Genomic DNA, 25,902 nt, shown 5'->3' with positions numbered 1-25,902 from the left:
AGCCAGTGATTCTTATTCTGCCGCCGGCGTTATTTTTTCTTTTTCGGTTTCAGGTATTTAGTAATGCCCTGGAACCACATCACCAGCGATAAATCACCGGATATTTGGATATCTTTATCCTGAATGCCCTTCATAAAAGCATTTTTATCCTTGGATGTCAAAATAGCCAGGCCGGTATCGGCATCTTTGAAACTGATAGTGAAAGCCGGTTCCGGGTGGCTTTTACCTTTGCTTTTGACTTTTTCGTCCTTGATCACGAACTGACGGACAATGCCGCCATCCGCCGTTTGCAGCTGAAATGCAAAGTCTTTGCCCTGCAGTTGCTTGCGGAAGTCGGGGTTGTTTTTAGCGCCTTTTTTCATCAGCAGGCTTAAAGCCCACAGCAGCAGACGGAACTTAATCATCGGGAGTTATCCTCGGTTACATCAAATGGGAGTTGTCGCTCGTTAGCCACACGCCGCGGTTGTAACAGGTCACTTATGGCGGTGGTCGTCAAACACCCGGGATTTTGCCAGAGCTGGCATAGCTTTTAACAGCCCTTCTCGCCCTAATCGGCGCATATGTTGTTTATTTCGCTCTGGAATCCGCTCCGGTTTGCTGATTGAGGCCAGTGCCTCTTCCATATCAGCCTCACGAATGATGTGTAACGTGGCAAACGGAGCACGATTACTGAAATGACTCATATCGGCTTCGTCTTCGCCCTCAAAGCGATAATGGGGGTGAAATGTGGCCAGCTGCAGCAGGCCTTCATAACCCATCTGGTACAGCAGGTTGTCGCAGATGCCGACCCAGTTCCAGAACTCGTCAAAGTCATGTAACACATTCGGGCTGACAAACAGGGCGGTGGGAAGTTGCTCGGGGTCTGCTTCTGCTACCTGTTGCAGCAGTCGCATAAAATCGGCGGTGACGGTTTCCAGCTCATCACTGGCGCTGACGTCGATCAGCAGGCTGGAAAAAACCGGATGTGCGAAGGGACAAAGCCCTTCGCCGATCACCAGCTGCTTAACCCATTCGCGGGTCAGCAGTCCGGCTTCAGTACTTATTGTACTGCCTCTTTCAGAGCCTTACCGGCTTTGAATGCAGGAACTTTTGCCGCCGCGATGGTGATTGGCTCACCGGTCTGCGGGTTTTTGCCCTGACGTTCTTTACGGTCGCGCACTTCGAAAGTACCGAAACCGATCAGGCTTACGGAGTCACCTTCACTCAGAGCTTTTGCGATCTGATCAGTGATAGCAGTGATCACTTCAGATGCTTTTTCTTTGCTCAGGTCAGCTTGTTCAGCAATGGCCGCAGCCAGTTCTGGTTTACGCATGGATTCGAATCCTTATTGTGTTGATAACAGCCCCAGCCGGGGCGGATACATCGGAAAATAACAATTAACACGAATTGAGGCCACTCGGAAACCTGGTGGCCACACTTCTGATGGGGTTTTACACCACCGGTTACGGCATCAGAGGTGATAATTCTTTGTTGAGCGCTACTTTATTCATAACCTTGGCTCCGGTCAAAGCATAGCCGAGCAATTGTCCGTCAGAATTGCGAAATTCTGCCTGAACATCATGACCTTGTGCATCAATTGACCAGTTTCCGGCCTGGTCGGCGGCGACCGGTGCCACCGCTACCGGCACCACCGGGGTTTTTACCGTAACCGGCATCACACCATAACTGACGGCCGTTGGCTCACCGTTAAGAGTTTTCGCCAGCGCCCGGGCACAGGCCATCAGTGGCAGCACGTACAACAACACCCGGCCTTCCACTTCCGCACAATCACCTAAGGCATAGATATCGGCTTCACTGGTTTGCAGCTCACGATCAACCACAATGCCATGATTTACCTGCAGTCCGGCTTTTACCGCCAGATCCAGCCGCGGCCGCAGGCCAATCGCCGACACCACCAGATCGGTATCAATCAGCTCGCCATTACTCAGCGTAACCTGCAAACCGGCAGCGGTTTTATTAATACGGCTGACCAGCGGGCCGAGGTGGAAACGCACCCCCAGTCCTTCCAGGCCATGCTGTACCGCAGCAGCAGCTTGCGGCGGTAATAACGACGGCAATAACTGATCACACGGCGCCACCACATCAATTTCGAAACCACCCGCCGCCATATCGTTAGCAAATTCTGCCCCGATCAGGCCGGCTCCCATAATCAACACCCGCTTTTTACCTTCAGCGGCTGCCCGGAAGCGGCCATAGTCCGACAGATCATTGATGGAGTAGATGCAATCTTCGGCATCCCCTTCAACCCGTGGTTTTACCACTTCGGCACCGGAAGCCAGTACCAGCTTGCTGTAACGCAGTGGTTCTTCGCCAAGGTACAGCGTGTGGGCGGCACAGTCGATATGAGTCACCCGGCTATGGCTGCGGATCACGATATTCAGTTGTTCTGCCATGGCCGCCGGGGTGGCCATCGCCAGCTCATCCGCACTTTTGTTTTTGCCGAAGCCGGTCGACAACATCGGCTTGGAGTAGTTACGGCCGTCATCGGCGGTAATCATGGTAATGGCCTGTTCAGGATTCAGCTTGCGCAGCTCCTTCACCAGGTTATAGCCGGCCAGGCCGGTGCCAATCACTACAATCGGGGCTTCACTCATAAGGAATTCCAGCAGTCAGATAAGATCAGAAACGGCCGCTGACAGCGGCCGGTCAGGGTGGTATCAGATTTCCACCATTTCGAAATCTTCTTTGCCTACACCACAATCCGGGCAGACAAAATCATCCGGCACATCGTCCCAGGCAGTACCCGGCGGGATACCTTCTTCCGGCGCACCTTCGGCTTCATCATAGATCCAGCCACATACAACACATTGCCACTTTTTCATCGCTTGATTCCTTTTAAAATCGTTACAACCATCAAGGCGGGCGGTAAAACTACGCATGCACCGGAGTAAAATCAACGGTCAATTCCGGGCAGATAGCGGTGCTATTAAGGCAAAATCCGGGCGAGCACTGCACGCGCCAAGACGCTGCAACAGTCTGATCTGCGCTGCTTTTTTCTTGCGAAAATGCCCGCTTTGGCGCATCCTGCGCGCCGATGAACAGCAACACTCTGAAGCATATTCTGCACCCTCAGGTTCCCGCCTGGTCTACCCGCAATCGCCTGGCAGCATACAGTCTGGCGGAATTCTGGCAAGACTGGCTGCTGGACAGCGGCTCCCTGACCGCCCGCTTAAAGGGGCTGGGGACTTTTCGTGTCAGCCTGCTGCGGGAGTTTCATGGCAGCCCGTCGCAGCTGGAACGCCAGCGGCTGAAATTATCCGCTCAGGCCCGGGTCTGGGTGCGCGAAGTGGTGCTTCGGGTAAATGACAGACCGCTGGTGTATGCCCGTACCGCCATCCCCCATGCCACACTGACAGGCCGTGGCAAACGACTGCAATCACTGGGAGACCGCTCACTGGGCAGTTATTTGTTTGCCCAACCGGATCTGCAACGTCAGCCTCTGATCGTTTCGCACTGCAATCCCAATACGTTAGCGCTAGAATGGTGCCGTCATTCGGTGTTCACACTGGAGCAGAAAGCTCTGATGGTCTCCGAAGCGTTTGTATCCGACTTTCCTGATTATTGTTAACACCGCCCATGCCATCCATTATTCAGCCTCTGCGCCAACAACTCGATCAGTACCTGCCGCGCTGGTTCGACTGGGTTCAGCTGACCCGTTTCGATAAGCCGGTGGGTTCGTACCTGTTATTGTGGCCAACACTGTGGGCATTGTGGGTGGCGGGAAACGGCCAGCCAGCGTTCGCCAACGTACTGATTTTTGTTGTCGGCGTATTTTTAATGCGCGCAGCCGGCTGTGTGATTAACGACTTTGCCGACCGCCATATTGATGGCCACGTCAAACGGACCAACGGGCGTCCTCTGGCCACCGGCAAAATCAGCGCCCGCGAAGCGCTGCTGACCTTTGTCATCATGATTGCCCTGGCATTTGTGCTGGTACTGTTTACCAACCCGTTCACCATCGCCCTGTCGTTTGCGGGACTGGCGCTGGCAGCACTTTATCCTTTTATGAAACGCCATACCCATCTGCCTCAGGTGGTGTTAGGAGCAGCGTTTTCCTGGGCCATCCCCATGGCGTTTGCCGCACAGAGTAACGAGTTACCGGCCGTTGTATGGTTATTTTACATCGCCAATCTGAGCTGGACCGTGGCCTACGATACCGTGTATGCCATGGTCGACCGCGATGATGACCTCAAAATCGGAGTGAAATCCACCGCCGTCTTGTTTGGCGATCTGGATGTGGTGATGGTGGCGCTGTTAAAGGGCATTGCAGTATTTGCACTGCTGCTGGCTGGCAATGAACTGGGACTGAGCTGGCCTTATTACCTCGGCTTATTGCTTGGAGCCGCTTTTATGGCCTGGCAGATCTGGTCGATCCGCTCACGCCAGCGTGATATCTGCTTTTTTATTTTCCGCCAGAGTCACTGGTTCGGCCTGTTAGTCTGGCTGGGCCTGGTGGGCCACTATCTGCTGCAACACTATCGGCTGTAACCCCCTGGCAGCAGCGGTTACGCCCGCGACTCCGAATAAAAACCGGCTAAAAAACAAACCTGTCATCTGTCTGTAACATTGCGCCAGTGTAATACGTCCGCATTATCGATTATTACACTTGCGTGACGGAACTATGAGTAAAGCAGGTAAAACCGTACTGATCGTCGACGACGAAGCCCCTATTCGCGAGATGATTGCGGTCGCACTGGAAATGGCTGGATATGAATGCCTGGAAGCTGCCACCGCTCAGGAGGCGCACTCGCAGGTTGTCGACCGGAAACCCGATATGATTCTGCTCGATTGGATGCTGCCCGGCACCAGTGGTGTGGAGTTTGCCCGTCGTCTTAAGCGTGAAGAGCTGACCGCTGAACTGCCGATTATTATGCTGACCGCCAAAGGCGAAGAGGATAATAAAGTACAGGGGCTGGAGGCCGGTGCTGACGACTACATCACCAAACCGTTTTCGCCGCGCGAACTGGTTGCCCGGCTGAAAGCGGTATTACGCCGTGCGACGCCACAGGGCATCGAAGAACCCATCGCTGTTGGCGGGCTGATCCTCGATCCGGTGTGCCACCGGGTTATGTCCCACGATGCGCCCATCGATATTGGCCCAACCGAATACCGCTTGCTGCAGTTTTTTATGACCCATCAGGAACGCGCCTATTCCCGGGCGCAGCTGCTGGATCAGGTATGGGGCGGCAATGTATACGTTGAAGAACGCACCGTTGATGTTCATATCCGGCGCTTACGCAAAGCGCTGGGCGAAGCACATGACCATCTGATTCAGACCGTGCGCGGTACCGGTTACCGTTTTTCAACCAAAGCGTCCTGAACCATGGCTCCGGCCTGGCGCAGGGAGTTGCGCCGCATTCTGCTGTTGTTAGCCGCCGCTGCCGGGATCGGTTATCAGTTTCAGCAACTTGAGCTGACCCTGGCCATCAGCTGTTTTTGCTACATCATCTGGCAATGGTTACAGCTGTACCGACTGCATCACTGGCTGCAACAGAAACAAACCACACAACTGCCTTCCACACTGGGCATCTGGGGTTCAATTTTCCGCCAGACCCAACGCCTGCAACGCCGCAGCCAGAAAAATCAGCAACGCCTGCAGGCCATCATTAACCGCATTCAGGACTCCACCGCAGCACTGCAGGATGCGGTATTGATGGTCGACAGCCACGGTAATCTGGAATGGTGGAACCGCGCTGCCAGCGACTTTCTCGGATTAAAACCGGTCGATGTCGGTCAGCCGATTAGCAACCTGATCCGCAACCCGTTATTCAAAGACTATTTCGATTCCGTCGATTATGACGAACCGCTGTCGATTGCCTCGCCGGTCAACAGCCAGCTGCAACTGCAATTTAATATCACCCTATTTGGCCGTAAAGACCGGTTGATTCTGGTCCATGATGTGACCCGCTTAAAGCAGCTGGAGCAAATGCGCAAAGACTTTGTCGCCAACGTCAGCCACGAATTACGCACACCACTGACCGTCGTATCCGGTTATATCGAAACCATGGGAATGGCAGCCGATCAGCTGCCGCCGCGCTGGGCCCGTATGATTGAGCAGATGAGTCAGCAAAGTCAGCGAATGGAAAATCTGATCACCGACCTGCTGATGTTGTCACGGCTGGAAACCAGCCATCAGACGCAACAGCAGGAAGTTGCGGTGATGCCGCTGCTGCAAACCATCGTTGCCGACGCCCGGGCACTCAGTGGCGAACAGCAACACCGGATCGAACTCAAGGTTGCCCAGCCGGACCGGATTCGCGGCTATGCAGAGGAACTGCACAGTGCTTTCTCGAATCTGGTGTTTAACGCGGTGAAGTACACCCCGGCCGGCGGCCATATTCAGGTTGACTGGCAACATGATCAACAGGGAGCGCGACTGACGGTAACGGATAACGGCCCGGGCATTGACGAGCACCATATCCCGCGCCTGACGGAACGGTTTTACCGGGCCGACCCAAGCCGCAACAATCAGACCGGCGGTACCGGGTTGGGGCTGGCCATCGTAAAACACGTCTTGTTACGCCATCAGGCGGAGCTGCATATCCACAGCGAACTGGGACAGGGCAGTGAGTTTTGTTGTCACTTCCCGGCGGCGCGTTGTCTGTTCAGCCCGCCGGCAGACGATCAGGCCGATCAGCAGCGGCCACAATCCTTAGCGCACACTGGCGATATAACGGGATAAGGTCGCCAGTTTTTCCGGATCATCATCGACATAACGAATCAGCATCTGAATCGTCTCGGCATCCGGATGGGGTTCCTGTGCCTGCATCATGCGCACATAACCGTTAATTCGGGCGACTTCGCCTCCGGTGGAGTCAACGATATCCAGCACCACCTGTTCCAGCAAACCCGGCAATGCGCCGTCACGCCGGAATACTCCCAGCATTTCCTGCAGGTTAATGTCTTTAATCACCAGCTTGGCGGTACTGCCGGAACCAAAACGCACACTGACGATACCTTTGGCGCGGGCTGCAGCTTTTTTATTCGTGCCGGCCGGTGCCGATTCCGACACCACCTTGGCGGACTGACTGCTACCCATCAGTACCGAAGCGCCCCCCATATCCTGGGCTGCGGGTTTGGCAGCTTTGGCTTCCTGAGGGTTAGCTCTGGCACTGGCAGCAGCCAGCACATTAGCGGAGTCACCGCCCAACCCGGTAGCGTGCTGACGCTCCTGAGTATTCGGACGGATTTTCAGGTGTTTAAACACCAGCTTACTGAGTTTGGCGACAAAGTTGTCACGGGTGAAGGGCTTACCAATGTAATCGGACACCCCGGCCTGTACGGCTTTCACCACATGGTCACGCTCACCACGGCTGGTGATCATCATAAAGGGAGTTTCTTTATAACGTTCATCAGCCCGCATCCACTGCAGCACATCCAGTCCGGATGCTTCCGGCATTTCCCAGTCACACAGCACCAGGCTGATCTCCTGACTGTTCATCGTACTGATGGCCTTGCGGCCATCAGTGGCTTCAAACAGGTCACAACCGGGGTAGGTTTCTTTTACGGCTTTTTTAACCAGGTCACGGATAAACGCCGCATCATCCACGACCAGTATTTTCAGTTTTGCCATCAGTCAGTCTGGTATCTTTGTTAGTACTGACAGCATAGTCCACCGCGCTGGCTTTGCCCGGCTGAGCGCTATTATCCGCCAACGGCATTTGTTCCAGACGTAACAAAGTGCCACCGATCACCGCAGCCGGCATCACAAACCAGTTCAGCACCGGCACCATCATCAGCAACGCTGTTGTGGCGCCAAAACCCAGCACTGTCAGCGGCTGCGAAGCCAGCCCGCCACGCATCTGAGCGAAACTGCGGGCATGGTTATCATAGGAATAATCGATGTATTGCAACGCCACAATCCAGCTGCCAAACCAGAACCACAGGAACGGACTGGCAAGGTTAACCAACGGAATAAAACTGAGGATCAGCAGGCCGAGGTAACGTGGCAACATATATTTAATTTTGGTCCATTCCCGCGCCAGCGTACGGCGAATCATGCTGCTGAGCGTTTCCTCGGCGATCCGTGAACCTTTTTGCTGTTCCACTTTTTCGCTTAACAAGCCATTAAACGGACTGGCAATCGTCACCAGCAGAGCACTGAAAAAATACGCCAGCACCAGCAACAAAGTGATCACCAATAACGGCATCACCAGCCAATACAACCATTCCAGCCAGGAGGGTAAATTATCCAGCAGCCGCTCGGTGGTGCCATCCAGCCACTGAACAGCGCCATAACTCAGTGCCGACAGCAATACCGCATTCAGCAGAATCGGTAAGGCAACAAACCGTCTCAGCCCCGGCTGGCTGAGCTGCTGAAATCCACGCCATAAATAGCCCCATCCGAGGATCGGATTGCCCTTCATAAAATCTCCTTGTCGTTTTACCTCATAAGCCCGCTGGTTCGATTTCAGCGTGCATCCGGTGAGCCGCTTTTATACAATGCGCCCCCCGCGATTACTACACCTGACTATTACTGTTACCCGGAGACACTCCGCGCATGACCCCTGAACGTCTGCAACGTATTAAAGATACTCTGGCCCGGCGCCAGCCTGACCTGACGGTTCTGACCGATGAAGTGTACAAGCCACATAACCTGGCTGCGATTGCCCGTACCTGCGATGCGGTCGGAGTGCCGGAAGTTCATGTCGTCTGGCCACATGACGAATTCCGGTTAAAAACCGCAGCGCTGGCCGGCTCCGACAGCTGGATCGAAAAACACACCCATCCGGATATCGGCAGCGCCATTCAGGGATTCCAGGCTCAGGGCTATAAAGTGTGCGCCGCACATCTGAGTGACGAAGCCATTAACTACCGTGACTATGACTTCACCCAGCCTACGGTATTAATGATGGGGACGGAAAAAGAAGGTATCAGTGACACTGCGGCCGAACTGGCCGACCATCACCTGATTATCCCGATGCAGGGCATGGTGGAGTCGTTTAACGTATCTGTTGCGGCCGCCATTATCCTGACCGAAGCCCAGCACCAGCGGCAGAAAGCCGGACTGTACGACCAGCGTCGCCTCGATGACGACACCTATAACCGGCTGATGTTTGAATGGTGCCGGCCGATCGAAACCCGGCTGTGCAAAAAATACGGCCTGCCCTACCCGGCACTGCGTGAAGACGGAGAGCTGGCCGATCCTCAGGCGTTTTCAGCGCTGATCAACTCCCCCCGGTTCCAGCAAAAATAACCACAAACCGCGTCAGAGTTGTTCAATGCGAAAGCGGTAGTCTCCCTGCGGCCAGACCATCTGGCCCAGCGGTAAACGCTGATAACGCATATCCGAGCGCCAGAACTGTATAAACTGCTTACGAAACTCCAGCGGTACAGCGGCTCCCATCACCGCCATCTTCACCGCTCTGGCGGGCAGTTTGATCAAAGACAGCTGCTGCCCCTCTATAGTCACCTGTTTTTCGATGGCTGTCGCGGGTAACACCAGGCTGCACTGCTGCAAAGCGCTGTTTGCCCGGGGCGCACTGCTGAGGCGTTGCTGGAACCGTACCGGGGCGTCGTCAGCATACAGCACGGGCTGAAACGGCTGCGAAAAGGCTTGTGGATCGAGTGCCAGCCAGGTATTGGCTAATCCATTACCCTGTTGCCAGGCGAGTGACGAATACAACTCACGATAAAAATGCTGATACCGCCAGCGCTCCGGATCAGGCATCGCCTGTTCAGCCTGATCATCGGCATAACGCTGCAGTGCCTGCTCTATTTCCCGGCGCTTACTCTGAGCCTGTTGCAGAAACTGCTCGAAGGTCAGCAAAGACCTGAGATTATCCCCCAAACGCTGATATTCACGCTGCATATGCTTCAGGTAATCCTGTTCCGAAACGGCAGCCGCTGCCACTTTATGAGGCAGCATCCAGGGCTGATCGGGACGCCGCAGTGGCAGAAATCCCCACTTCAGCAAAGGTAATATTTCACTACTGAGCGGCAGATAACACCAATCTGCCGTCGGTAGTTCTGCTGGTAATACTTCTGCCATAGAGCCCTCTTAAGATAACGCCCTGTCAGCGTGTAGGATATATCTCACAAGGTGGTAGGACATATCGATAAATAACCTTCGTCAATTCGCCGACCACACTTGAGGAAAAACAATAACCAATTGATTTTAAACGATTTTTTATTTTCACTTCGATACCTTAATTACCCCAGTATAGAGAAAACCACCTTCCCCGAAGCGGCGGTTTTGCTATCTTTAATCACGCAAGACGCAACGCCAACAGGGAGTTGGCCGATCAGGATGATCAACACGGATGACGAAGCAGGAAGCTTCACAGGACACGGGGCGGAGCCCTGAGAGGATGGCAAGGGTTGCTATCAGGGAAGGCCGGAACGGATGCCTGTAAAGGAAGATGGAACGCACGCGGTGATGGATCACTTTTAGGGAAGGCACGCTGGGAAGCGCAGGACGATACAACGACAGGGATAGCAGTCAGGGAAGATCAACCACCAGGGTAAGGTGGCAGGGATGAACTTAAACCAGGACGGTTTTAGGGTGCTGTGGCGGTCCGGACAGGAAGTCCGGACCGCCCGATTTGTTTATGGGCCAGGCAAAACCTTGTTCACACTCAGGTAATCAGGCTAAACCCGCTTTTGTTTCTGCGCCAGCAGAGCTACAGCCACAAAACTGCTAATAATCAGCGCCAGCAACTGCCAGTCCGGCAAACGTCGCAATAAACCTTCCAGCATCGGTGTCAGCCAGACCGACAACGCGCCATACCCCACCGCACACAAGGCGATAAATGCCAGTAATCTCAGCCATAATGGCTGACGTTTTACCAGCAGCCGCAACATATCATTCAGGTGATCACCAAAAATAACCAACCCGGTGGCTACCATCGCCAGCGCAATATCATCGCTGTATGGGCGAATATTCGACGCCGCCCAGTGCCAGAAAGTCATAACGTTTCCAAAGTCATTTAACCAATCAGCCAGCAGACTAGCTGCAAATAAAAAATCCGGCGACACACGTTTACGAAAGGCTACATAAAGGAGTCATAAATACACTGGTACAGTGAACTGGCTATGCCATGCTTGTGACATAACGATTAGCGGGACAGACTGATCATGACACGGAACAATCGTACACTCTCACCCCAACCAGCCAATCGCCTTGGTGACCTGCTGTTGCAGCAACAGCTGATAACCGCACAACAACTGCAACAGGCACTGCAGCAACAGCAACACAGCCGCGACAAACTCGGCAAAGTTTTACTGGATATGGGCCTGATCAGCTCAGCAGCGTTAAAACGTACCCTCAGCAAACAACGCTGGTTGCGCCCGTGTGCTGCCTGTTTTGCGCTGATCAGCCCGTTTTCCAGTTGCTTCGCCGGCGACCACGAAGAACAGCTGATTCAGCAGTGGACTAATAACAGCCATTGGATATCGGCGCCGTCTCACGCCGGTGATCGTACCCCATCTGTGCAACTGGTGAAGCTGGCAGCAGAAACGGCCTGGGACATTTATCAGGGTGAGCCGGAAGTCGGCGAGTGGCGTTATTCGCTCAGCAAACTGGAACAGCAGCAGGGTTACCGCATAGAAATGACCATGCATTTCTGAAGATTCGATACTACCCGGCCATTAACCCAGTATTTGATGAGTTGAGGCTTAAGTCATCATGACCTAGCCCCAGACCTGCTCTCTACGTTCAAAGTTGCTACTATCTATGTTTGTGTCTGCTGTTAAGAAGAGACGCAGCTCAGTGTAGGCAATCAGGTTCAACGGGAGGGATACATGGTTACCAAGCAAACATTAAGAACGGATATCTGGCTTCCAGAGGAGCGCTGGTCTAACTGGGTACAATTGTTTTCGACGGCGTCAGCCTATGAATGTGCATTACACAAACCAGCTGAACTTACTGATTACAATGCTCATTTAATCGCTTACCGAATCGGGCAACATAGTTTTTCTAAAACGCTTTTCGATGGTAACAACAGCACTCGCACGCAACAGCATACCGAGGATGGCTACAATAAATATCTTCTTTTTTTTCTTGATTCCGGCAGTGGCTATTTACAGCGAAAAAATGAAATAGTGCCGCTTAAACAGGATGTCATCTACCTGGTAGATATGGCACAACCGATACAATCGAGCATGGTCGGAAAAACGAATATGACCAGCGTGCATATCCCGCGTCGCGAAATTGAAGATCTGATTGCAGGGCCCAACGATCAGGCCATTCTGTATTTTAATGCCAACACCGCCAGTGGCTGGCTCCTCAAAAATTATCTACAACTATTGCCTTACAGCCTGAGTCAGTATGCCAATGCTCCCGAAGGCTTATACCATCCTGTTTTTTCATTGGTCCGGTCACTGCTGCTGGAGGATAAAGACGAAACGCCTGATAAAGATCAGTGCCTGCTTATCGAGTGCCGCAAGCTGATCCGGATACACTTGTCCGACGAAAATTTTAATGTCGATAAAATCAGCACACTGATGCAAATGTCGCGTTCCGGCTTTCTAAGGTTTATGAAGCGAGTAGACGCCAGCTTCAGTGACGAGCTGAGCTTTCAGCGGGCCAATCTTGCCCAACAAAAGCTGAATGACGGCTATCCTTTCAGCATGACGCAACTGGCTTGCGAGTGCGGATTCAGAAGCAGCAGTCAGTTTTCCCGCAGCTTTAAGCACAGAGTCGGCTGCACACCCTCAGAGTATGCAGCCGGCTTCAGAACAGCTGACAGATAATACCCGGCTAATTACCGGAATTCGGTGGTGAACAATATTTAATCGTTGCACCATCTTCGACGATCGCTCCGTCGTTGTTACTGCCTGCGATGTTCATATTGCCACCGAGGTCACCGGAGATCAGCGTACCGCACGTGATGATGGACTCGTTCAGGTTTTTAAAATCAATCGCAGTACGGCTCTCATCCACAACATAGAGAATCAGTGAGGTACCCCGATTACCCGCCTGTCCGCCAATTAAGTGGCCTTGATCAAACGTCATATCACTATTGATATTTAATAAAATTGGGACCGTCAGACCGCCCCGGCCATGACTGGCGTCACCACCCTTACCGCCCTTTCCTCCACGTCCGCCGACGGAGTCACCGTTTATCCACTCACCATTTTTGCCTGAACCACCGACAGAACCTTTACCGCCCGTTCCGCCACTGCCTGCCTGGCCGCTTAAGAAATAAGAACGTTCAAGCTCTATGCGGCGCTTGCCCGGCAGTTCGTAGGGTGCACTCCAAAGGGCAAAACTGCCACCTCCGGCCTGACCTGCCTTACCACCTTTACCAGCACTACCACCATCGCCACCATGCGAGCCATCACTCCAGCAAGCAAATCCACCAGAACCTGGCTGACCATCTTCCCCATCGAAGCCGTGGCCAGCCAAATAGCCAGCATCAGTGAAGGTCGCTGCTGCCGTTGGCGGTGCATCATTACCGTCAACGCCATCGCGGCCATGATCACCATTATCCACAACGGTGTCACGAACATGACGATCACACTGACTGTTTGACCACGGAACCTGATTCCCCTGACCTTTGCGCGTGTCCCAGTCTGAAGAGCTGCGCCCGCCTTTTAACCCACCTCCCGGGGCTTGATAGGCACCAGAAAGCCCCCACATACCATCCGTTGCAGCACCAGCAACAGCCGTGCTTTTGAGCATGAATAAGTTGGCGGCCCCTTCAAGGCTGATCGCATAGTTGCTGATCCCCCTCGGATCCTGACCATCGGCAGTAAACGCATCGGTAGCATAGATAGCGCTATTCACCAGACTCAGTTTACTGCCATCACTCCCGTTGATTTTCATCGCTTTAACATGATCATTATCACTGGCCTGTGAACTTTTTGTTTGCAACAACTTAACACCGTATATTTCACTGGAATGATTGCCCAATGCAACGGACATAGCCGGGGTAAAGTGCGACTTTAATTCCAGCCATTGTCCTTCAGTCATTTTCCAGTTATCGAACCCTGCAAATAAACTATTACTTTCAGCTATTTCGATGGTTTCCTGATAGGTAATGGCAGCCAAGCCATTAACATACATATCCATGCTATTTGGATTTTTAAGTGAGCGAATGGCGTCTTTTGCGTTATTCCACGGATTATTCCAACTTCCGTCACCTGCCTCGTCATTCTGAATGTCAACAAACCTGGCTCGAGCTTTGTTTTTAACCACAAAAAACTGTACATCAAAAATTTCTTGCGCTAATACATCCTGATTGCCATCAACCTGAGTGACCTCAACCTGCCAGTGTTGTAAACCCAATAAATTAGCAGCCGGAATAACAAGGCTTCTGCTATTGGTCAACAAAGGCATGTCTGCTGGCTCTAATGTCGTGTCGGAACCATAAACAAGACTCCAGTGATAGCGCAGATCACTCTCCATCACAGTGCTGCCCGTTGTATCAACTTCCAATAGAACGGTTTCACTCTGATCAGCTAACCCCGGATAATCAGAATCCGGCTTGGGATTCAGGTTACTAGTCACCTTCAATTTTAATATTTTCCCGGGATCCTGGCAGGTTTTTGCCTCATCAAAGTCGTTAACACCATTTTCATTGGTATCAGCAAGCAGCGGATCTGAAGTAATAAGAATTTTACTGCTATCAAGGTTGTCACTGCAGTCCGGACCTGCACCATCACTGAACCATCCCATAACTTCAAGAAAATCCGGCAATCCATCATTATCGGTATCGATCACCTCCGGGTTGGTGCCTAACTCGCGCTCAGTTTCATCGCTTAAACCATCCTTATCCCGGTCGGAAACATAGATGAAAGATATTTTGTCTTCAGAGCTGACACGAATAGTGTTCAGATCAACATCTTCTTTAAAAGGGGAATAAATATCGGTCACCCGACCATTAAATCCACCCGGTGAGTTATGATTATGGGCAATAACCCAGTACTGTCCTGTATTATTATTACTGCGAATACCCGCGATAGAGGTGATATTCGAATAGGTTTCTGAAAATTCTATCGGAGATGGAAGGTCCCAGCTGATTTTTCCGTAATCGTAATCAATACCCAAAATATCATTCAGCACATCCGCCAGGCTGACACTGGATTCGAGACCTGTATTAATTGCAATGCGTTTATTAATACCGGGATTACCAGACTCACCATAGTTGATCTCAACAACTGCTGTTCTATCCAGCAATGTCGCTTTTGGTAACAACGACTGCCCCTGACTGTCGATTAAATCTAAAGCAACCGGCTCAAATGACAGACGTTCAGAATTTTTCAGAATGTGTTGTGCCTGTCCTGCGGTAAGATCCACTGTAAAAATCAAATCACCACTTGTCGTTACCGCCCCGGCCCCCGGGGCTGGAAGATAGATCGGATTAAAGCTTCCATCAGCAAACTGAAGTGTATCAATCGGCTCTCGCTGGCCATTAACCGGATCATCGAAAAATGCACTGATACTCAGGTTTCGGACCTGATAGTCTGTGCGGCTGCGATTTTCAAGGCGAACAGCAATAGCAAGCTTACCACCCGTCAGCGTGTTCGTTTCACTGCTAGAGATTGCTTGCCCTTGCTGATACACGGTTTCATTTGCTTGTGATTGACTTTCACTCCACTCAAAACTCACGCCATGGGTTTGGCTGCGTTCCGATTGATATTCATAGCTGGATTCAACGGTGGTCGACACCGACGGTGTTAAGCTGATGTCTGCCTCAATCGATAACGATGCGCCAACGGTATGGGTATCGCTACGACTCACTTCTTTACTTAAATTAGTGGCATAGTCGCGACTGGTATTCACACTCTGGCTATCGCTGTACTGAACCGACAACTCGTTGCTATTGTTAATAGCCTGTTCTGTATACAGAGTGATCGCCGGAACCGACGCCAGCGAAAACTCAAACTGATACATATCGGCAATACGTGGATTATTGCGATCATAGGCATTGCCTGGGTCAAAGTCCTGAACTTCGTCACCATCGATTTTTCCATCGCCATCGGTGTCTGCCTGCCAGGGATTTGTGCCGTAATTGAGCGTCTCAATGCAATCGTTAAGACCATCTTCATCACTATCAGCCGTCGCTTCACAGAACTGGGCCGCATCTTTGCCGGTATAACACTGAACACGATATTGCTCACGCTCTGACGCGACTGAGCAGAAGTGACCATGCGGTACCTGGCTAAGCACAGCCTGGTCTAAATCGAAGGAGATGTCCGCCAACAGAACCTTCTGCCCGTCAACCAGCGGGATTTCATCCGCCATACGATTAACTAACTTCAGCTGATTTTCACCCGCATCCCATGAAAGCGTTAAAAAATCACTACCGTCCTCATTTTCAAGACGTAGAGCACCAGAAAAGGCTTCAAGGTCGAACAACAGCCAACTTTTAACTTCAGAGCTGGGTGGCGAATCCGAGCCAGAATCAGAGTCGGAAGAGTCTCCTGATCCACATCCAGCCAGATTCACAGCAGTAAGCCAGATCAGGATAAATAAGCGATAGAATTTAAATATTTGATAGTCCATTTTTATCTCCACACAGAGTATTTTCACGTGAAGAGTAACGATGTAACCGTTTGTATTTTGCGCCTTGGGGTCAGGCTATACACAGAGGTTCAAAACAGTTGATAACATTGGACCGAAACGGCCTGGGACATTTATCAGGGCGAACCGGAAGTCGGCGAGTGGCGTTATTCACTCAGTAAACTGGAACAGCAGCAGGGTTACCGCATAGAAATGACCATGCATTTCTGAACATTGCCGCTACTAAAACAAGCAGATTCCGGCCAGAATCCTGCCTGATACTCTCACATGCACTGCATTTGGCAGAAAACACCCGGGTCATTCAGTTACACTGAGAGAATCAACAACGGCCGGACAGCACCAATGACATCCCTGACCGATAATCTCGCCGCTCTGGCACAGCACGAAGGTTATAACCGTACCGCATTACCCGGAGTCGGGGTGTTTAAAGCCAGCCAATCATCTCCACGGGTTCCCCTGTGTTACAACCAGGGCATTGTCATGATTGCTCAGGGTAACAAACGGGTTTTCCTCGACCAGCAGACCTACGATTACAACCCGGATAACTATCTGGTCCTGACATTACCACTGCCCGCCGAGTGCGAAACCCACGTAGAACCAGGCAAACCGCTGTTATCGCTGATTATCGATATCGACCTGAGATTATTACACCAGCTGGTGCGCCTGTTTGATGAGCACAATCAACCCCTGCCACGCCACACCCTGAGTGAAGACAAAGGCCTGTATGTCAGCCGCAGCAGTGACGAACTGAAATGTGTGGTGGAGCGTCTGAGCCAGTGTCTGTTGTCGCCGCTGGAAAGCGATATTCTCGGGCCGGGGCTGCTGCGGGAGATTCTGTTTCACCTGCTGCAGGGGCCACAGGCAGCACCGCTGTTTTCCCTGGCATCCCACAATACTCACCTGGCCAGAATCGAACGCTCGCTGAAATACCTGCACGACCATTTTTGTGAGCAGCTGGATGTCGAACAGCTGGCGACAATGGCCAACATGAGTCCGTCGACGTTTCACCGTAACTTTCGTCAGGTCACGGCCTCATCACCGATTCAGTATGTGAAAAAAATACGTCTGACCCGGGCGCGGGAATTACTGATGGATCAGGGAGTCCGGGTGAAGCAGGCCGCCGCTCAGGTCGGCTACGATAGTCCGACCCAGTTCAGCCGCGAATTTAAACGCTATTTCGGCCATAGCCCGCAGCACGTATTACGCAGCTGAGTACAATCCGGAACGAAAAAAAAGCCTTCAGATTGCTCTGAAGGCTTTTTAATATGGTGCCGCCACCAAGAGTCGAACTCGGGACCTACTGATTACAAGTCAGTTGCTCTACCAACTGAGCTATAGCGGCTAAGTGGCTGCGAATACTAATGACCAAACGGCCCGCCGTCAACCACTTTTTTTGCTAACCTTCTGAAAAACTTCACTTTATCCAATCCGGATCAAACTCCAGATTGACGCTGCATCGGCTTAATAAAAATGTCACAATCGCTTTCCGAGTTTTAACGTAAAATCAGGACCCCCGAATGAGTGGTTATATTCTGGTAGTGGATGACGAACCAGCGATCGCTGAAATGATCAGCACCAGCCTGGAACTGGCCGGTTTTAAGGTGAAATTATCAGCCAACGGCGCTCTGGCTCATCAGGTGATCGTTAACGATCGTCCGGATCTGGTATTACTCGACTGGATGATGCCGATGATGTCGGGTGTGGAACTGACCAAAAAGCTGAAGCGCGATGATCGTACCGCCGATATCCCGGTGATTTTACTGACCGCCCGCAGCGATGAAGATGACCGCATATCCGGGCTGGACGCCGGTGCCGATGACTATGTCGTGAAGCCGTTTTCGCCACGCGAACTGGTGGCCCGTATCCGCGCCGTCTTACGCCGTACCAGCAGCAGCGGCGATGGCCAACTGAAGGCCGGCAAATTACAACTGGAGCGCAGCAGCCAGCAGTGCACCATCGGTGAAACTCAGGTTTCTCTGGGGCCGCTGGAATTTCGTCTGCTGGAATTTTTCATGCTGCATCCGAATCGCGTATACTCGCGCGCCCAGCTACTGGACCGGGTTTGGGGTGGCAACGTATACGTTGAAGATCGTACAGTGGATGTGCATATCCGGCGCCTACGGAAGGCAATTTCAATCGACGACCAGGACAAGCTGATTCAGACCGTACGTGGTGCGGGTTATCGCTTCAGTCCGGACGATTAAATGGTGGTTATAACCACCCTAAACGAGGTTTGAACATTGCACCAATCCGCATGGCAGGGTGAGCTGACCAAAGTTGGCGTGGTAACAACCCTGGGACTGGCCGCTGGCTGGACAGTAGAACAACCCCTGTATGGTTTACTGGCCGGCCTGATTGTGGCCCAGGTGATGTCAATCCGTACCATGGGTGACCTGTTCCGCTGGAGTTACCGTCAGGGGCCGGCACCACAAGACAGCGGCCTGATTGGCTACAGCGTGGACAAACTCATCCGCCGGGAAAAAAACCTCAAAGCCAAACTGGCGCAGCAAAACAAACAATTAAAACGCTATAACCAGGGTATCGAGTCGTTGCACGACGGTGTCGTGATCATCGATCAGGAAGGTTATATCAGCAACTTTAACGGTGCCGCAGCACGGTTATTATCCCTGCGTCAGGAAGACATGGGTCAGCACATCAAAAACCTGATCCGTACACCACGTTTTATTAAATATTTCGATCAGGGCAGCTACGACGATTCACTGCAGTTTGATACCAACCTGGTTCGCCAGCAGTCATTACAGGTACAGATTACTCAGTTTGGCCTCGATCAGAAGGTGATGCTGGTGCGCGACATTACCGAACGTAAACGCGTCGAAACCATGCGCCAGAATTTTATTGCCGACGTTTCCCACGAGTTGCGCACACCGTTAACTGTGATTAACGGTTATCTGGAAATGTTATCCGATATGGAGCTGCCCGCCAGTCTGAGTAAAGCCGTCGGCCAGATGAATAGTCAGGGCCAGCGTATGAAAAGCCTGGTGAACGACCTGATTCAGCTGTCTAAGCTGGAGAGTGCCCACAGCGAACGCGACGGTGAACCGGTCAACCTGAAAAACCTGGGACATTCGGTGGTGGATCAGCTGCAGGAATACGGTGACGCCAACATTCATTTCCACTGTAACGACGAATTACAGATCAACGGTTTCAGTGATGAGATGAGCTCGGTACTCAGCAATCTGATCACCAATGCCGTGAAATACGGCAACGGCAGTGATGTGGATTTCCGGATTGAGCGGCAAAGCAGCGGTGTGCGGGTCAGTGTCACCGATCAGGGGATGGGCATTCCGGCGGAACACCTGGCACGTTTAACCGAACGCTTTTACCGGGTCGACGATTCACGTGAATCCACCATGGGTGGTTCCGGCCTCGGACTGGCCATTGTGAAACACGCCCTGGAACATCACGACAGCGTGCTGGAGATTGAATCTCAGCCAGGCCAGGGCAGTACCTTCAGTTTTGTTATTCCCAACGAACGTATCCGCTGACCGACACACCCGGCCGTTGCTGGTAAACGACCGGGCTGTGAATCAATACCCGTCAGGAAATCTGTAGCTGCGCCACATCCGGGAAACGTTCCTGCCAGCCTTCGATCAATTCCGTCTGGTCGATATCCCAGGGGTGAAAACCGGTTTTAAAGAAGGGAATCAGCGCCTTACAGGTATGGCGCAACATGCCGCTGTCTTTATTCCAGAAAAAATGAAACGCCTCCTTCCATTCTTTCCAGCTCGGTAACTTACGTTTGGCCCACAGCAACGAACACTGATACATCGACAAACGTGCAAACAAGCCAATGATCGCCACCACCATCACCCGCTTGCGCATAAATTCGTTATCAACGAACTGCCGATAGACATCAAACGCCACCGCTTTATGCTCAATTTCTTCCACCGCATGCCAGATCAGCATCTTACGCATGGTCGGGTCGATATCACTGTAATAGTCGGGGTTTTCCAGCACCTGCTCGGCCAGGGTTGCGGTAAAATGCTCCATCGCCACGGTGAGTGCCAGCTGCCGTTGCGGCGATAGCGTCTTAAGGAACTTTACCCGCTTCTCCAGTCGTTTAACGATCCGGCTGATCGGAAAACCCATGCCCTCCAGCTTATCGTTCATGCCTTCATGAGAGTGACCATGATGCGCTTCCTGACCAATAAAGCCGCGGATCTGCTCCTTCAGCAGGGGATCGGTTACCTGGTCACGATAGTGACGCACGGAATGAATAAAAAAACGCTCGCCTTCCGGGAACAGGCAGGACAAGGCATAAAAAAACGTACTGATCAGTGAATTATCCTGAAAACAATACGTGCGCATCGGTTCATCCATATCAAACGCCATGCGTCGCGCCCGGATCTCCGGCTGTTGGGATTTATTGTCTGTCATGCCGCTTCCTCAACCACATTGTTGTTTTTATAGGCTTCATACTGGCATACCCCTCGGGCCCTGGCTCGGTGCTATTCCGACATCCTCCGGTGAAAAGCATGCAGCCTGAGCAAGCCGCAGCCCACGAATATTGTCAAAAAGCACAGTTTCTGCCGGCCTTGGCTATTCCTACCCTTGCGCAAAATGCCGTTCGGCAGTAGCGTGCCGCTATGACAATAAAAACCCTGGGTCATGGTGACCACTATATCTCTTCAGATTACCTGATTCTGCTGGCCGAACTCGCATTTGAACACGGCCTGGCGTTATCACAGCTGCTGCAGCACACCGGCCTGGATGAAAGCCTGCTATTGTCACCCGATACTCGGGTCGGCAACCTGTCGGCCATCCGTTTTGTCGAACGCTTTTGTGAACTTACCAACGACCTGCAGATCGCCGTCGACTTTGGTAAACGCATGACGCTGTCGAAACACGGCGCTTTGGGCTACGCCGCGCAATACAGCGAAACGATGTCGGATGCCGGTGAAAAGGTGACCCGTTTTCTCGAAACCCGGGCGCAGATATTCCGTATGGAGCGCCAGGCCGATGAACAAACACGCAGCCTGCTGGTATCACCACGCTTCCACAGCGAACGCGCCGCACCGTTTCTTATTCTGGCCTTCCTGACCAGCATAGAAACCATCTGCCGTACCCTGGTCAGCGAAAACGGTAAACAGGCGCGCAGTGATATTTATATCCAGTTGTCAGACCACTGGCAGTCCGCCGCGAGCGCACTGCAAACAGCCTTACCGCACTGTACCATTCACGTCAGTGATCATAATCAGCTGGTCTGGCCGGCGTCGGCGTTTACTCAACCACTGCCGTTTTTTAACCGCCAGATGGAAACCGTCACCGAACAACGATTACAGAAAATTTTAACGCTGGTTAAAGAGCCGGCCACGCTAAAAGAAAAAATCAGCCGTCAGCTAACAGAAAATCCCGCCCGTATGCCAACCGTCGAGGGGATGGCGAGCCAGCTGCATATGTCCGCTGCAACCCTGACCCGGCGTTTAAAAGCCGAAGGCGTCAGCTTCCAGCAACTGAAAGACGAAGTCCGCTTTAACTGCGCACAGGAATTGTTACAGGAAGATTTGTCACTGGATGCCATCGCCGCTGAGCTGGGCTACAGCGATGCCAGTAACTTTACCAAAGCGTTTAAGAACTGGGCTGGAGAGTCGCCCACTCAGTTCCGGGGAAAAAGTCACACCAGGTAACAAATACAAACATCACAAGGAAGAAACAATGAAAATATTATTAATCCTGATGATCTTCATAGGTCTTTATCTATATCTGCAGCCAGGAAGCTTACAGCCTCCTTCATCAGCCTCTGCAGAGCCACTTAAATATTCAAACCAACAAGATAAGTGGAAAGCCGATACAGCTCTTTATCTATATAAAACTCTCGAAAACTATAATTTTGATCATGCGGCTAAAAGCTATGTCACCGACCCCGATGCTGTACTTGCACTAAAAGATGGATGGCGCTTAGTAGCGGACAGTTATCGAGTTAAAGCCATTAATGATCTAGGAGTAGTGATGGGTTTTACACGCTTTTGTTATCCAGAAATTGATGTGCAAATTTATATGCAACAACGAGGGCAACGGTATTATGTAGAATTTGAGCGCACACTCAGGGAGCAGGCTCGCCAACACAGCAATACAAAACCGCTACACCAATATTGCTATGAATTTAAAGAGCAGCCATTACAGGGGGTTATTATGAGCAGCCCATGGTTGGCTGATCGGGTTGAAACCCGCATTATCGATTTTGGTAGTCGCAAAGAACTTGGTGTGGATATCGTCAGTGCCCGCTGTGATGATTACCCGTTTTGCATCACCCACCACGATCAAGGCGGTTCCGGCATGACTATTGGTATTTCATCGCTGGATTTTTCAGGCTCTGGCGGTAATTTAGGGGGACGGCAATACATCTCCATTAGCAGCCCAGACCACACGACAGTGAATCGTCATGAAGGTAGCTATAAAATCACTCAGCTGAAAAATGGAATGGTGAGATTACATCTGGCAATCCCGGAATTTGAATCTACCGAACTGAATGGTTATATCGATTTTATCCTACCAGCGGTCCATTAACTTTGATCACGACCACAAAAGCCTAAATTGCTTTCTGACACACTGAAGCACCGCCTTTAGTGAATATTGCACAATGAATTTTGCTACGCACATAAAAAAACCCCGCTAATTTTCATTAACGGGGTTTTTCTGAAGTTCAGTAATTAATTAAAAATTACTTAGCTTCTTTACGTGCTTTTGCTTCAGCCATTACTGTTTCAGCAATGTTTGATGGGCAAGGCATGTAGTGGCTGAACTCCATAGAGAACTGACCACGACCGGAGGTAATGGTACGCAGGTGACCAATGTAACCGAACATTTCGGACAGAGGTACGTCTGCTTTAATACGAACGCCGGTTACGCCCGCTTCCTGGTCTTTGATCATGCCGCGACGACGGTTCAGGTCACCGATCACATCACCCACGTTGTCTTCCGGAGTGAATACGTCAACCTTCATGATTGGTTCCAGCAGCTGTGCGCCTGCTTTAGGCATAGACTGACGGAATGCACCTTTTGCAGCGATTTCGAAGGCAACTGCAGAGGAGTCAACCGCGTGGTAACCACCGTCGTGTACGTCAATTTCAACGTCCAGTACCGGGAAGCCAGCCAGCGGCCCTTCAGCCATCATGGATTCAAAACCTTTCTGAATCGCAGGGAAGAATTCCTTAGGAACGTTACCACCAACAACCGACGTGGTGAACACGAAACCAGAACCTGGTTCACCTGGCTTCATGGTGTAGTCGATCTTACCGTACTGACCAGAACCACCAGACTGCTTCTTGTGAGTGTAAGTGTCTTCGATCGGCTGAGTGATGGTCTCACGGTAAGATACCTGAGGCTCACCCACTTCCAGCTCAACGCCGTAAGTACGCTTCAGAATGTCGACTTTAATGTCCAGGTGCAGCTCACCCATACCTTTCAGGATGGTTTCACCGGAATCTTCGTCAGTTTCAACACGGAAAGACGGATCTTCTGCAACCAGTTTACCGATCGCAACACCCATCTTATCAACCGCGCCCTTGTCTTTCGGCTTAACCGCGATAGAGATTACCGGCTCTGGGAATACCATGGCTTCCAGAGTACATTCGTGCTTAGGATCACACAGAGTGTGGCCGGTCTGAACGTTCTTCATACCCACAACCGCGATGATGTCACCGGCTTGTGCGTGCGTCAGTTCAGTACGGTCGTCGGCCTGCATTTCCACCATACGGCCGATACGTTCGGTTTTACCGGTGGCTGAGTTCAGCACGGTATCACCCTTGTTCATCACACCGGAGTAGATACGGATAAAGGTCAGGGCGCCAAAACGGTCATCCATGATCTTAAACGCCAGAGCACGCAGTGGCTCTTCCGCAGAAACGATAGCGTGTTCGCCTGTCTCGTTACCTTCTTCGTCAGTCAGAGGCTGAGGATCAACTTCGGTTGGTGCAGGCAGGTAGTCAACAACCGCGTCCAGAACCAGCTGCATACCTTTGTTCTTGAAAGCAGAACCACAGTAAGTCGGGAAGAACTGCAGGGTACGGGTACCTTCACGGATACAACGTTTGATGTCTTCCATAGAAGGCTCGGTGCCTTCTTCCAGGTATTCCATCAGCAGGTCTTCGTCCGCTTCCAGAGCGGTTTCGATCAGCTCTTCACGGTACGCTTCAACGTCATCCACCATATCCGCCGGGATATCAGTGATTTCGTAGTTTTCTGGCAGACCGGTTTCGTCCCAGATGTAAGCTTTCTGGCTCAGCAGATCAACCACACCAACGAATTCGTCTTCAGTACCGATTGGCAGAACCATAACCAGTGGCTTGGCACCCAGCACTTTCTTCACCTGCTCAACCACGCGGTAGAAGTCAGCACCCAGACGGTCCAGCTTGTTAACGAAGATGATACGGGCTACTTCAGATTCGTTCGCATAACGCCAGTTGGTTTCGGATTGTGGCTCAACACCACCGGAACCACAGAATACGCCGATACCGCCGTCCAGTACTTTCAGGGAACGATATACTTCAACGGTGAAGTCAACGTGTCCAGGAGTGTCAATAACGTTCAGACGGTGTTCTTTCCACTCACAGGTAACAGCCGCTGACTGAATGGTAATACCACGCTCAGCTTCCTGATCCATAAAGTCAGTCGTAGACTCACCTTCGTGGGTTTCACCCAGCTTATGGATTTTACCAGTGAGCTTCAGAATACGCTCAGTTGTGGTGGTTTTACCGGCATCAACGTGAGCGAAGATACCGATATTTCTGTATTTGCTTAAGTCAGTCATATCGTTACTCAAAAAGCGGGGTTCAAAATCGCGCGCCATTCTACAAGGTTTAGGCCACGAAAGGTACTGTCTTTCACGGGCAATTTCATACAGCCGCGACAAACAGCAAAATGCCGCCAGAACCGGCCCGGAATGACACAATATACAGCCATTCGCATGTGACACATATATGAAGTCAGCATGAACAACGACGCGTGGATATTGACTACCGTGTTCAGAGCATTAATATGGCCGACTTATTTCGCCCTGAAACAAGCGCTGACGCCAGCTGGCAGCAGCCTTGCCAAGGGGTTTTGTTAACAACATTTTCCTGTTTTTGAGGGCTGTAACATGGCTAAGGAAACGTTTGAGCGTTCCAAACCGCACGTAAACGTAGGCACCATCGGTCACGTTGACCATGGTAAAACCACTCTGACTGCAGCGCTGACCCGCGTATGTGCAGAAGTATGGGGCGGCGAACTGGTTGCCTTTGAAGGTATCGATAACGCACCGGAAGAGCGTGAGCGTGGTATCACCATCTCAACTTCCCACGTTGAATACGAATCCCCAAGCCGTCACTACGCACACGTAGACTGCCCTGGACACGCCGACTATGTGAAAAACATGATCACCGGTGCGGCTCAGATGGACGGCGCTATCCTGGTATGTGGTTCTACTGACGGCC

25 protein-coding genes and 1 tRNA gene are annotated in these 25,902 nt (G+C 51.7%); 13 read left to right on the top strand and 13 right to left on the bottom strand.

The annotated features are described in order from the left end of the window. Nucleotides 1-29 precede the first annotated feature (29 nt). The 5 genes from ACFOMG_RS10055 to ACFOMG_RS10035 form a co-directional block, all read right to left on the bottom strand. Nucleotides 30-404: an SCP2 sterol-binding domain-containing protein gene (locus tag ACFOMG_RS10055; RefSeq protein ID WP_376866405.1), complete on the bottom strand. Its 375-nt coding sequence runs from the start codon at nucleotides 402-404 to the stop codon at nucleotides 30-32. A gap of 69 nt (nucleotides 405-473) precedes the next feature. Further along, nucleotides 474-1,022: a DUF1415 domain-containing protein gene (locus ACFOMG_RS10050; protein ID WP_376866538.1), complete on the bottom strand. Its 549-nt coding sequence runs from the start codon at nucleotides 1,020-1,022 to the stop codon at nucleotides 474-476. Nucleotides 1,023-1,039: 17 nt separating this feature from the next. Continuing rightward, nucleotides 1,040-1,312 carry an HU family DNA-binding protein gene (locus tag ACFOMG_RS10045; RefSeq protein WP_068655619.1) on the bottom strand — a complete coding sequence of 91 codons (273 nt, stop codon included), beginning with the start codon at nucleotides 1,310-1,312 and terminating at the stop codon, nucleotides 1,040-1,042. Between the two features lie 130 nt (nucleotides 1,313-1,442). Then, nucleotides 1,443-2,594 carry an FAD-dependent oxidoreductase gene (locus tag ACFOMG_RS10040; protein ID WP_376866403.1) on the bottom strand — a complete coding sequence of 384 codons (1,152 nt, stop codon included), beginning with the start codon at nucleotides 2,592-2,594 and terminating at the stop codon, nucleotides 1,443-1,445. 63 nt (nucleotides 2,595-2,657) lie between these two features. Beyond that, nucleotides 2,658-2,822, bottom strand: coding sequence for a rubredoxin (locus ACFOMG_RS10035; protein WP_376866401.1), 165 nt, complete (start codon nucleotides 2,820-2,822; stop codon nucleotides 2,658-2,660). A 212-nt stretch (nucleotides 2,823-3,034) separates the two neighbouring features. Here ACFOMG_RS10035 and ACFOMG_RS10030 point away from each other — a divergent pair, with 212 nt between their 5' ends. The 4 genes from ACFOMG_RS10030 to phoR (ACFOMG_RS10015) all read left to right on the top strand — a co-directional run bounded on the left by ACFOMG_RS10030 (nucleotide 3,035) and on the right by phoR (ACFOMG_RS10015) (nucleotide 6,682). Further along, nucleotides 3,035-3,568, top strand: coding sequence for a chorismate--pyruvate lyase family protein (locus tag ACFOMG_RS10030; RefSeq protein WP_376866399.1), 534 nt, complete (start codon nucleotides 3,035-3,037; stop codon nucleotides 3,566-3,568). A gap of 8 nt (nucleotides 3,569-3,576) precedes the next feature. Then, nucleotides 3,577-4,488 (top strand): 4-hydroxybenzoate octaprenyltransferase, encoded by a 912-nt coding sequence (gene ubiA, locus ACFOMG_RS10025; RefSeq protein ID WP_376866397.1) that lies wholly within the window; start codon nucleotides 3,577-3,579, stop codon nucleotides 4,486-4,488. Between the two features lie 133 nt (nucleotides 4,489-4,621). Continuing rightward, a complete protein-coding gene (gene phoB / locus ACFOMG_RS10020; protein WP_376866396.1) occupies nucleotides 4,622-5,320 on the top strand; it encodes a phosphate regulon transcriptional regulator PhoB in 699 nt (232 codons plus the stop codon). A gap of 3 nt (nucleotides 5,321-5,323) precedes the next feature. After that, nucleotides 5,324-6,682, top strand: coding sequence for a phosphate regulon sensor histidine kinase PhoR (gene phoR, locus ACFOMG_RS10015; RefSeq protein WP_376866395.1), 1,359 nt, complete (start codon nucleotides 5,324-5,326; stop codon nucleotides 6,680-6,682). Here phoR (ACFOMG_RS10015) and ACFOMG_RS10010 read toward each other — a convergent pair. Further along, on the bottom strand, nucleotides 6,653-7,573 hold the full coding sequence (locus tag ACFOMG_RS10010) for a response regulator (RefSeq protein WP_376866394.1): 921 nt from the start codon (nucleotides 7,571-7,573) through the stop codon (nucleotides 6,653-6,655). The genes phoR (ACFOMG_RS10015) and ACFOMG_RS10010 overlap by 30 nt on opposite strands. Next, a complete protein-coding gene (cysZ, locus tag ACFOMG_RS10005; protein ID WP_376866392.1) occupies nucleotides 7,542-8,366 on the bottom strand; it encodes a sulfate transporter CysZ in 825 nt (274 codons plus the stop codon). Before cysZ ends, ACFOMG_RS10010 begins: the two co-directional genes overlap by 32 nt. A 134-nt stretch (nucleotides 8,367-8,500) precedes the next feature. Here cysZ and trmH point away from each other — a divergent pair, with 134 nt between their 5' ends. After that, nucleotides 8,501-9,196 (top strand): tRNA (guanosine(18)-2'-O)-methyltransferase TrmH, encoded by a 696-nt coding sequence (gene trmH, locus ACFOMG_RS10000; RefSeq protein ID WP_376866391.1) that lies wholly within the window; start codon nucleotides 8,501-8,503, stop codon nucleotides 9,194-9,196. Nucleotides 9,197-9,208: 12 nt separating this feature from the next. Here the strand turns inward: trmH and ACFOMG_RS09995 are convergent, their stop codons facing one another. Together ACFOMG_RS09995 and ACFOMG_RS09990 are read right to left on the bottom strand one after the other, a co-directional pair. Further along, nucleotides 9,209-9,991: a hypothetical protein gene (locus ACFOMG_RS09995; protein ID WP_376866390.1), complete on the bottom strand. Its 783-nt coding sequence runs from the start codon at nucleotides 9,989-9,991 to the stop codon at nucleotides 9,209-9,211. Between the two features lie 599 nt (nucleotides 9,992-10,590). Further along, entirely contained in the window at nucleotides 10,591-10,911 is a 321-nt protein-coding gene (locus ACFOMG_RS09990; protein ID WP_376866389.1) for a DUF3392 family protein, read from the bottom strand. A gap of 165 nt (nucleotides 10,912-11,076) precedes the next feature. Here ACFOMG_RS09990 and ACFOMG_RS09985 point away from each other — a divergent pair, with 165 nt between their 5' ends. Together ACFOMG_RS09985 and ACFOMG_RS09980 are read left to right on the top strand one after the other, a co-directional pair. Further along, a complete protein-coding gene (locus tag ACFOMG_RS09985) occupies nucleotides 11,077-11,568 on the top strand; it encodes a hypothetical protein (RefSeq protein WP_376866387.1) in 492 nt (163 codons plus the stop codon). Between the two features lie 174 nt (nucleotides 11,569-11,742). After that, on the top strand, nucleotides 11,743-12,693 hold the full coding sequence (locus tag ACFOMG_RS09980; protein ID WP_376866385.1) for a helix-turn-helix domain-containing protein: 951 nt from the start codon (nucleotides 11,743-11,745) through the stop codon (nucleotides 12,691-12,693). A 7-nt stretch (nucleotides 12,694-12,700) separates the two neighbouring features. Here ACFOMG_RS09980 and ACFOMG_RS09975 read toward each other — a convergent pair whose 3' ends face one another. Next, the gene (locus tag ACFOMG_RS09975) at nucleotides 12,701-16,450 is read right to left on the bottom strand and encodes a hypothetical protein (RefSeq protein WP_376866384.1); all 3,750 of its coding nucleotides are present in this window, start codon (nucleotides 16,448-16,450) and stop codon (nucleotides 12,701-12,703) included. Nucleotides 16,451-16,810: 360 nt separating this feature from the next. Here ACFOMG_RS09975 and ACFOMG_RS09970 point away from each other — a divergent pair, with 360 nt between their 5' ends. Further along, nucleotides 16,811-17,680: an AraC family transcriptional regulator gene (locus tag ACFOMG_RS09970; RefSeq protein WP_376866383.1), complete on the top strand. Its 870-nt coding sequence runs from the start codon at nucleotides 16,811-16,813 to the stop codon at nucleotides 17,678-17,680. Between the two features lie 54 nt (nucleotides 17,681-17,734). Here ACFOMG_RS09970 and ACFOMG_RS09965 read toward each other — a convergent pair. Continuing rightward, nucleotides 17,735-17,810, bottom strand: a tRNA-Thr gene (locus ACFOMG_RS09965). Nucleotides 17,811-17,985: 175 nt separating this feature from the next. Here ACFOMG_RS09965 and phoB (ACFOMG_RS09960) point away from each other — a divergent pair. Next, nucleotides 17,986-18,672 carry a phosphate regulon transcriptional regulator PhoB gene (gene phoB / locus ACFOMG_RS09960; protein ID WP_376866381.1) on the top strand — a complete coding sequence of 229 codons (687 nt, stop codon included), beginning with the start codon at nucleotides 17,986-17,988 and terminating at the stop codon, nucleotides 18,670-18,672. Between the two features lie 36 nt (nucleotides 18,673-18,708). Next, on the top strand, nucleotides 18,709-19,974 hold the full coding sequence (gene phoR / locus ACFOMG_RS09955) for a phosphate regulon sensor histidine kinase PhoR (protein WP_376866380.1): 1,266 nt from the start codon (nucleotides 18,709-18,711) through the stop codon (nucleotides 19,972-19,974). A 52-nt stretch (nucleotides 19,975-20,026) separates the two neighbouring features. Here phoR (ACFOMG_RS09955) and ACFOMG_RS09950 read toward each other — a convergent pair whose 3' ends face one another. Continuing rightward, nucleotides 20,027-20,866: a metal-dependent hydrolase gene (locus tag ACFOMG_RS09950; RefSeq protein ID WP_376866378.1), complete on the bottom strand. Its 840-nt coding sequence runs from the start codon at nucleotides 20,864-20,866 to the stop codon at nucleotides 20,027-20,029. Nucleotides 20,867-21,075: 209 nt separating this feature from the next. On the opposite strand from ACFOMG_RS09950, the gene ACFOMG_RS09945 reads away from it, so the two are divergent. Both ACFOMG_RS09945 and ACFOMG_RS09940 read left to right on the top strand, forming a co-directional pair. Continuing rightward, entirely contained in the window at nucleotides 21,076-22,116 is a 1,041-nt protein-coding gene (locus ACFOMG_RS09945) for a helix-turn-helix domain-containing protein (protein ID WP_376866376.1), read from the top strand. A gap of 28 nt (nucleotides 22,117-22,144) precedes the next feature. Further along, complete coding sequence (locus ACFOMG_RS09940; RefSeq protein WP_376866375.1) at nucleotides 22,145-22,996, top strand: hypothetical protein; 852 nt, start codon at nucleotides 22,145-22,147, stop codon at nucleotides 22,994-22,996. 154 nt (nucleotides 22,997-23,150) lie between these two features. Here the strand turns inward: ACFOMG_RS09940 and fusA are convergent, their stop codons facing one another. Beyond that, nucleotides 23,151-25,238 carry an elongation factor G gene (fusA, locus tag ACFOMG_RS09935; RefSeq protein WP_376866374.1) on the bottom strand — a complete coding sequence of 696 codons (2,088 nt, stop codon included), beginning with the start codon at nucleotides 25,236-25,238 and terminating at the stop codon, nucleotides 23,151-23,153. Nucleotides 25,239-25,568: 330 nt separating this feature from the next. On the opposite strand from fusA, the gene ACFOMG_RS09930 reads away from it, so the two are divergent. Further along, the coding region (locus tag ACFOMG_RS09930; RefSeq protein ID WP_376866372.1) for a GTP-binding protein at nucleotides 25,569-25,902 on the top strand (334 nt) is incomplete at its 3' end.

It is taken from the genome of Bacterioplanoides pacificum, from assembly GCF_042648445.1.
Classification (GTDB): Bacteria; Pseudomonadota; Gammaproteobacteria; order Pseudomonadales; family Oceanobacteraceae; genus Bacterioplanoides; species Bacterioplanoides pacificum.
Note: the sequence above shows the minus strand (reverse complement) of the source record. Positions and strands in the feature narration are given on the sequence as shown.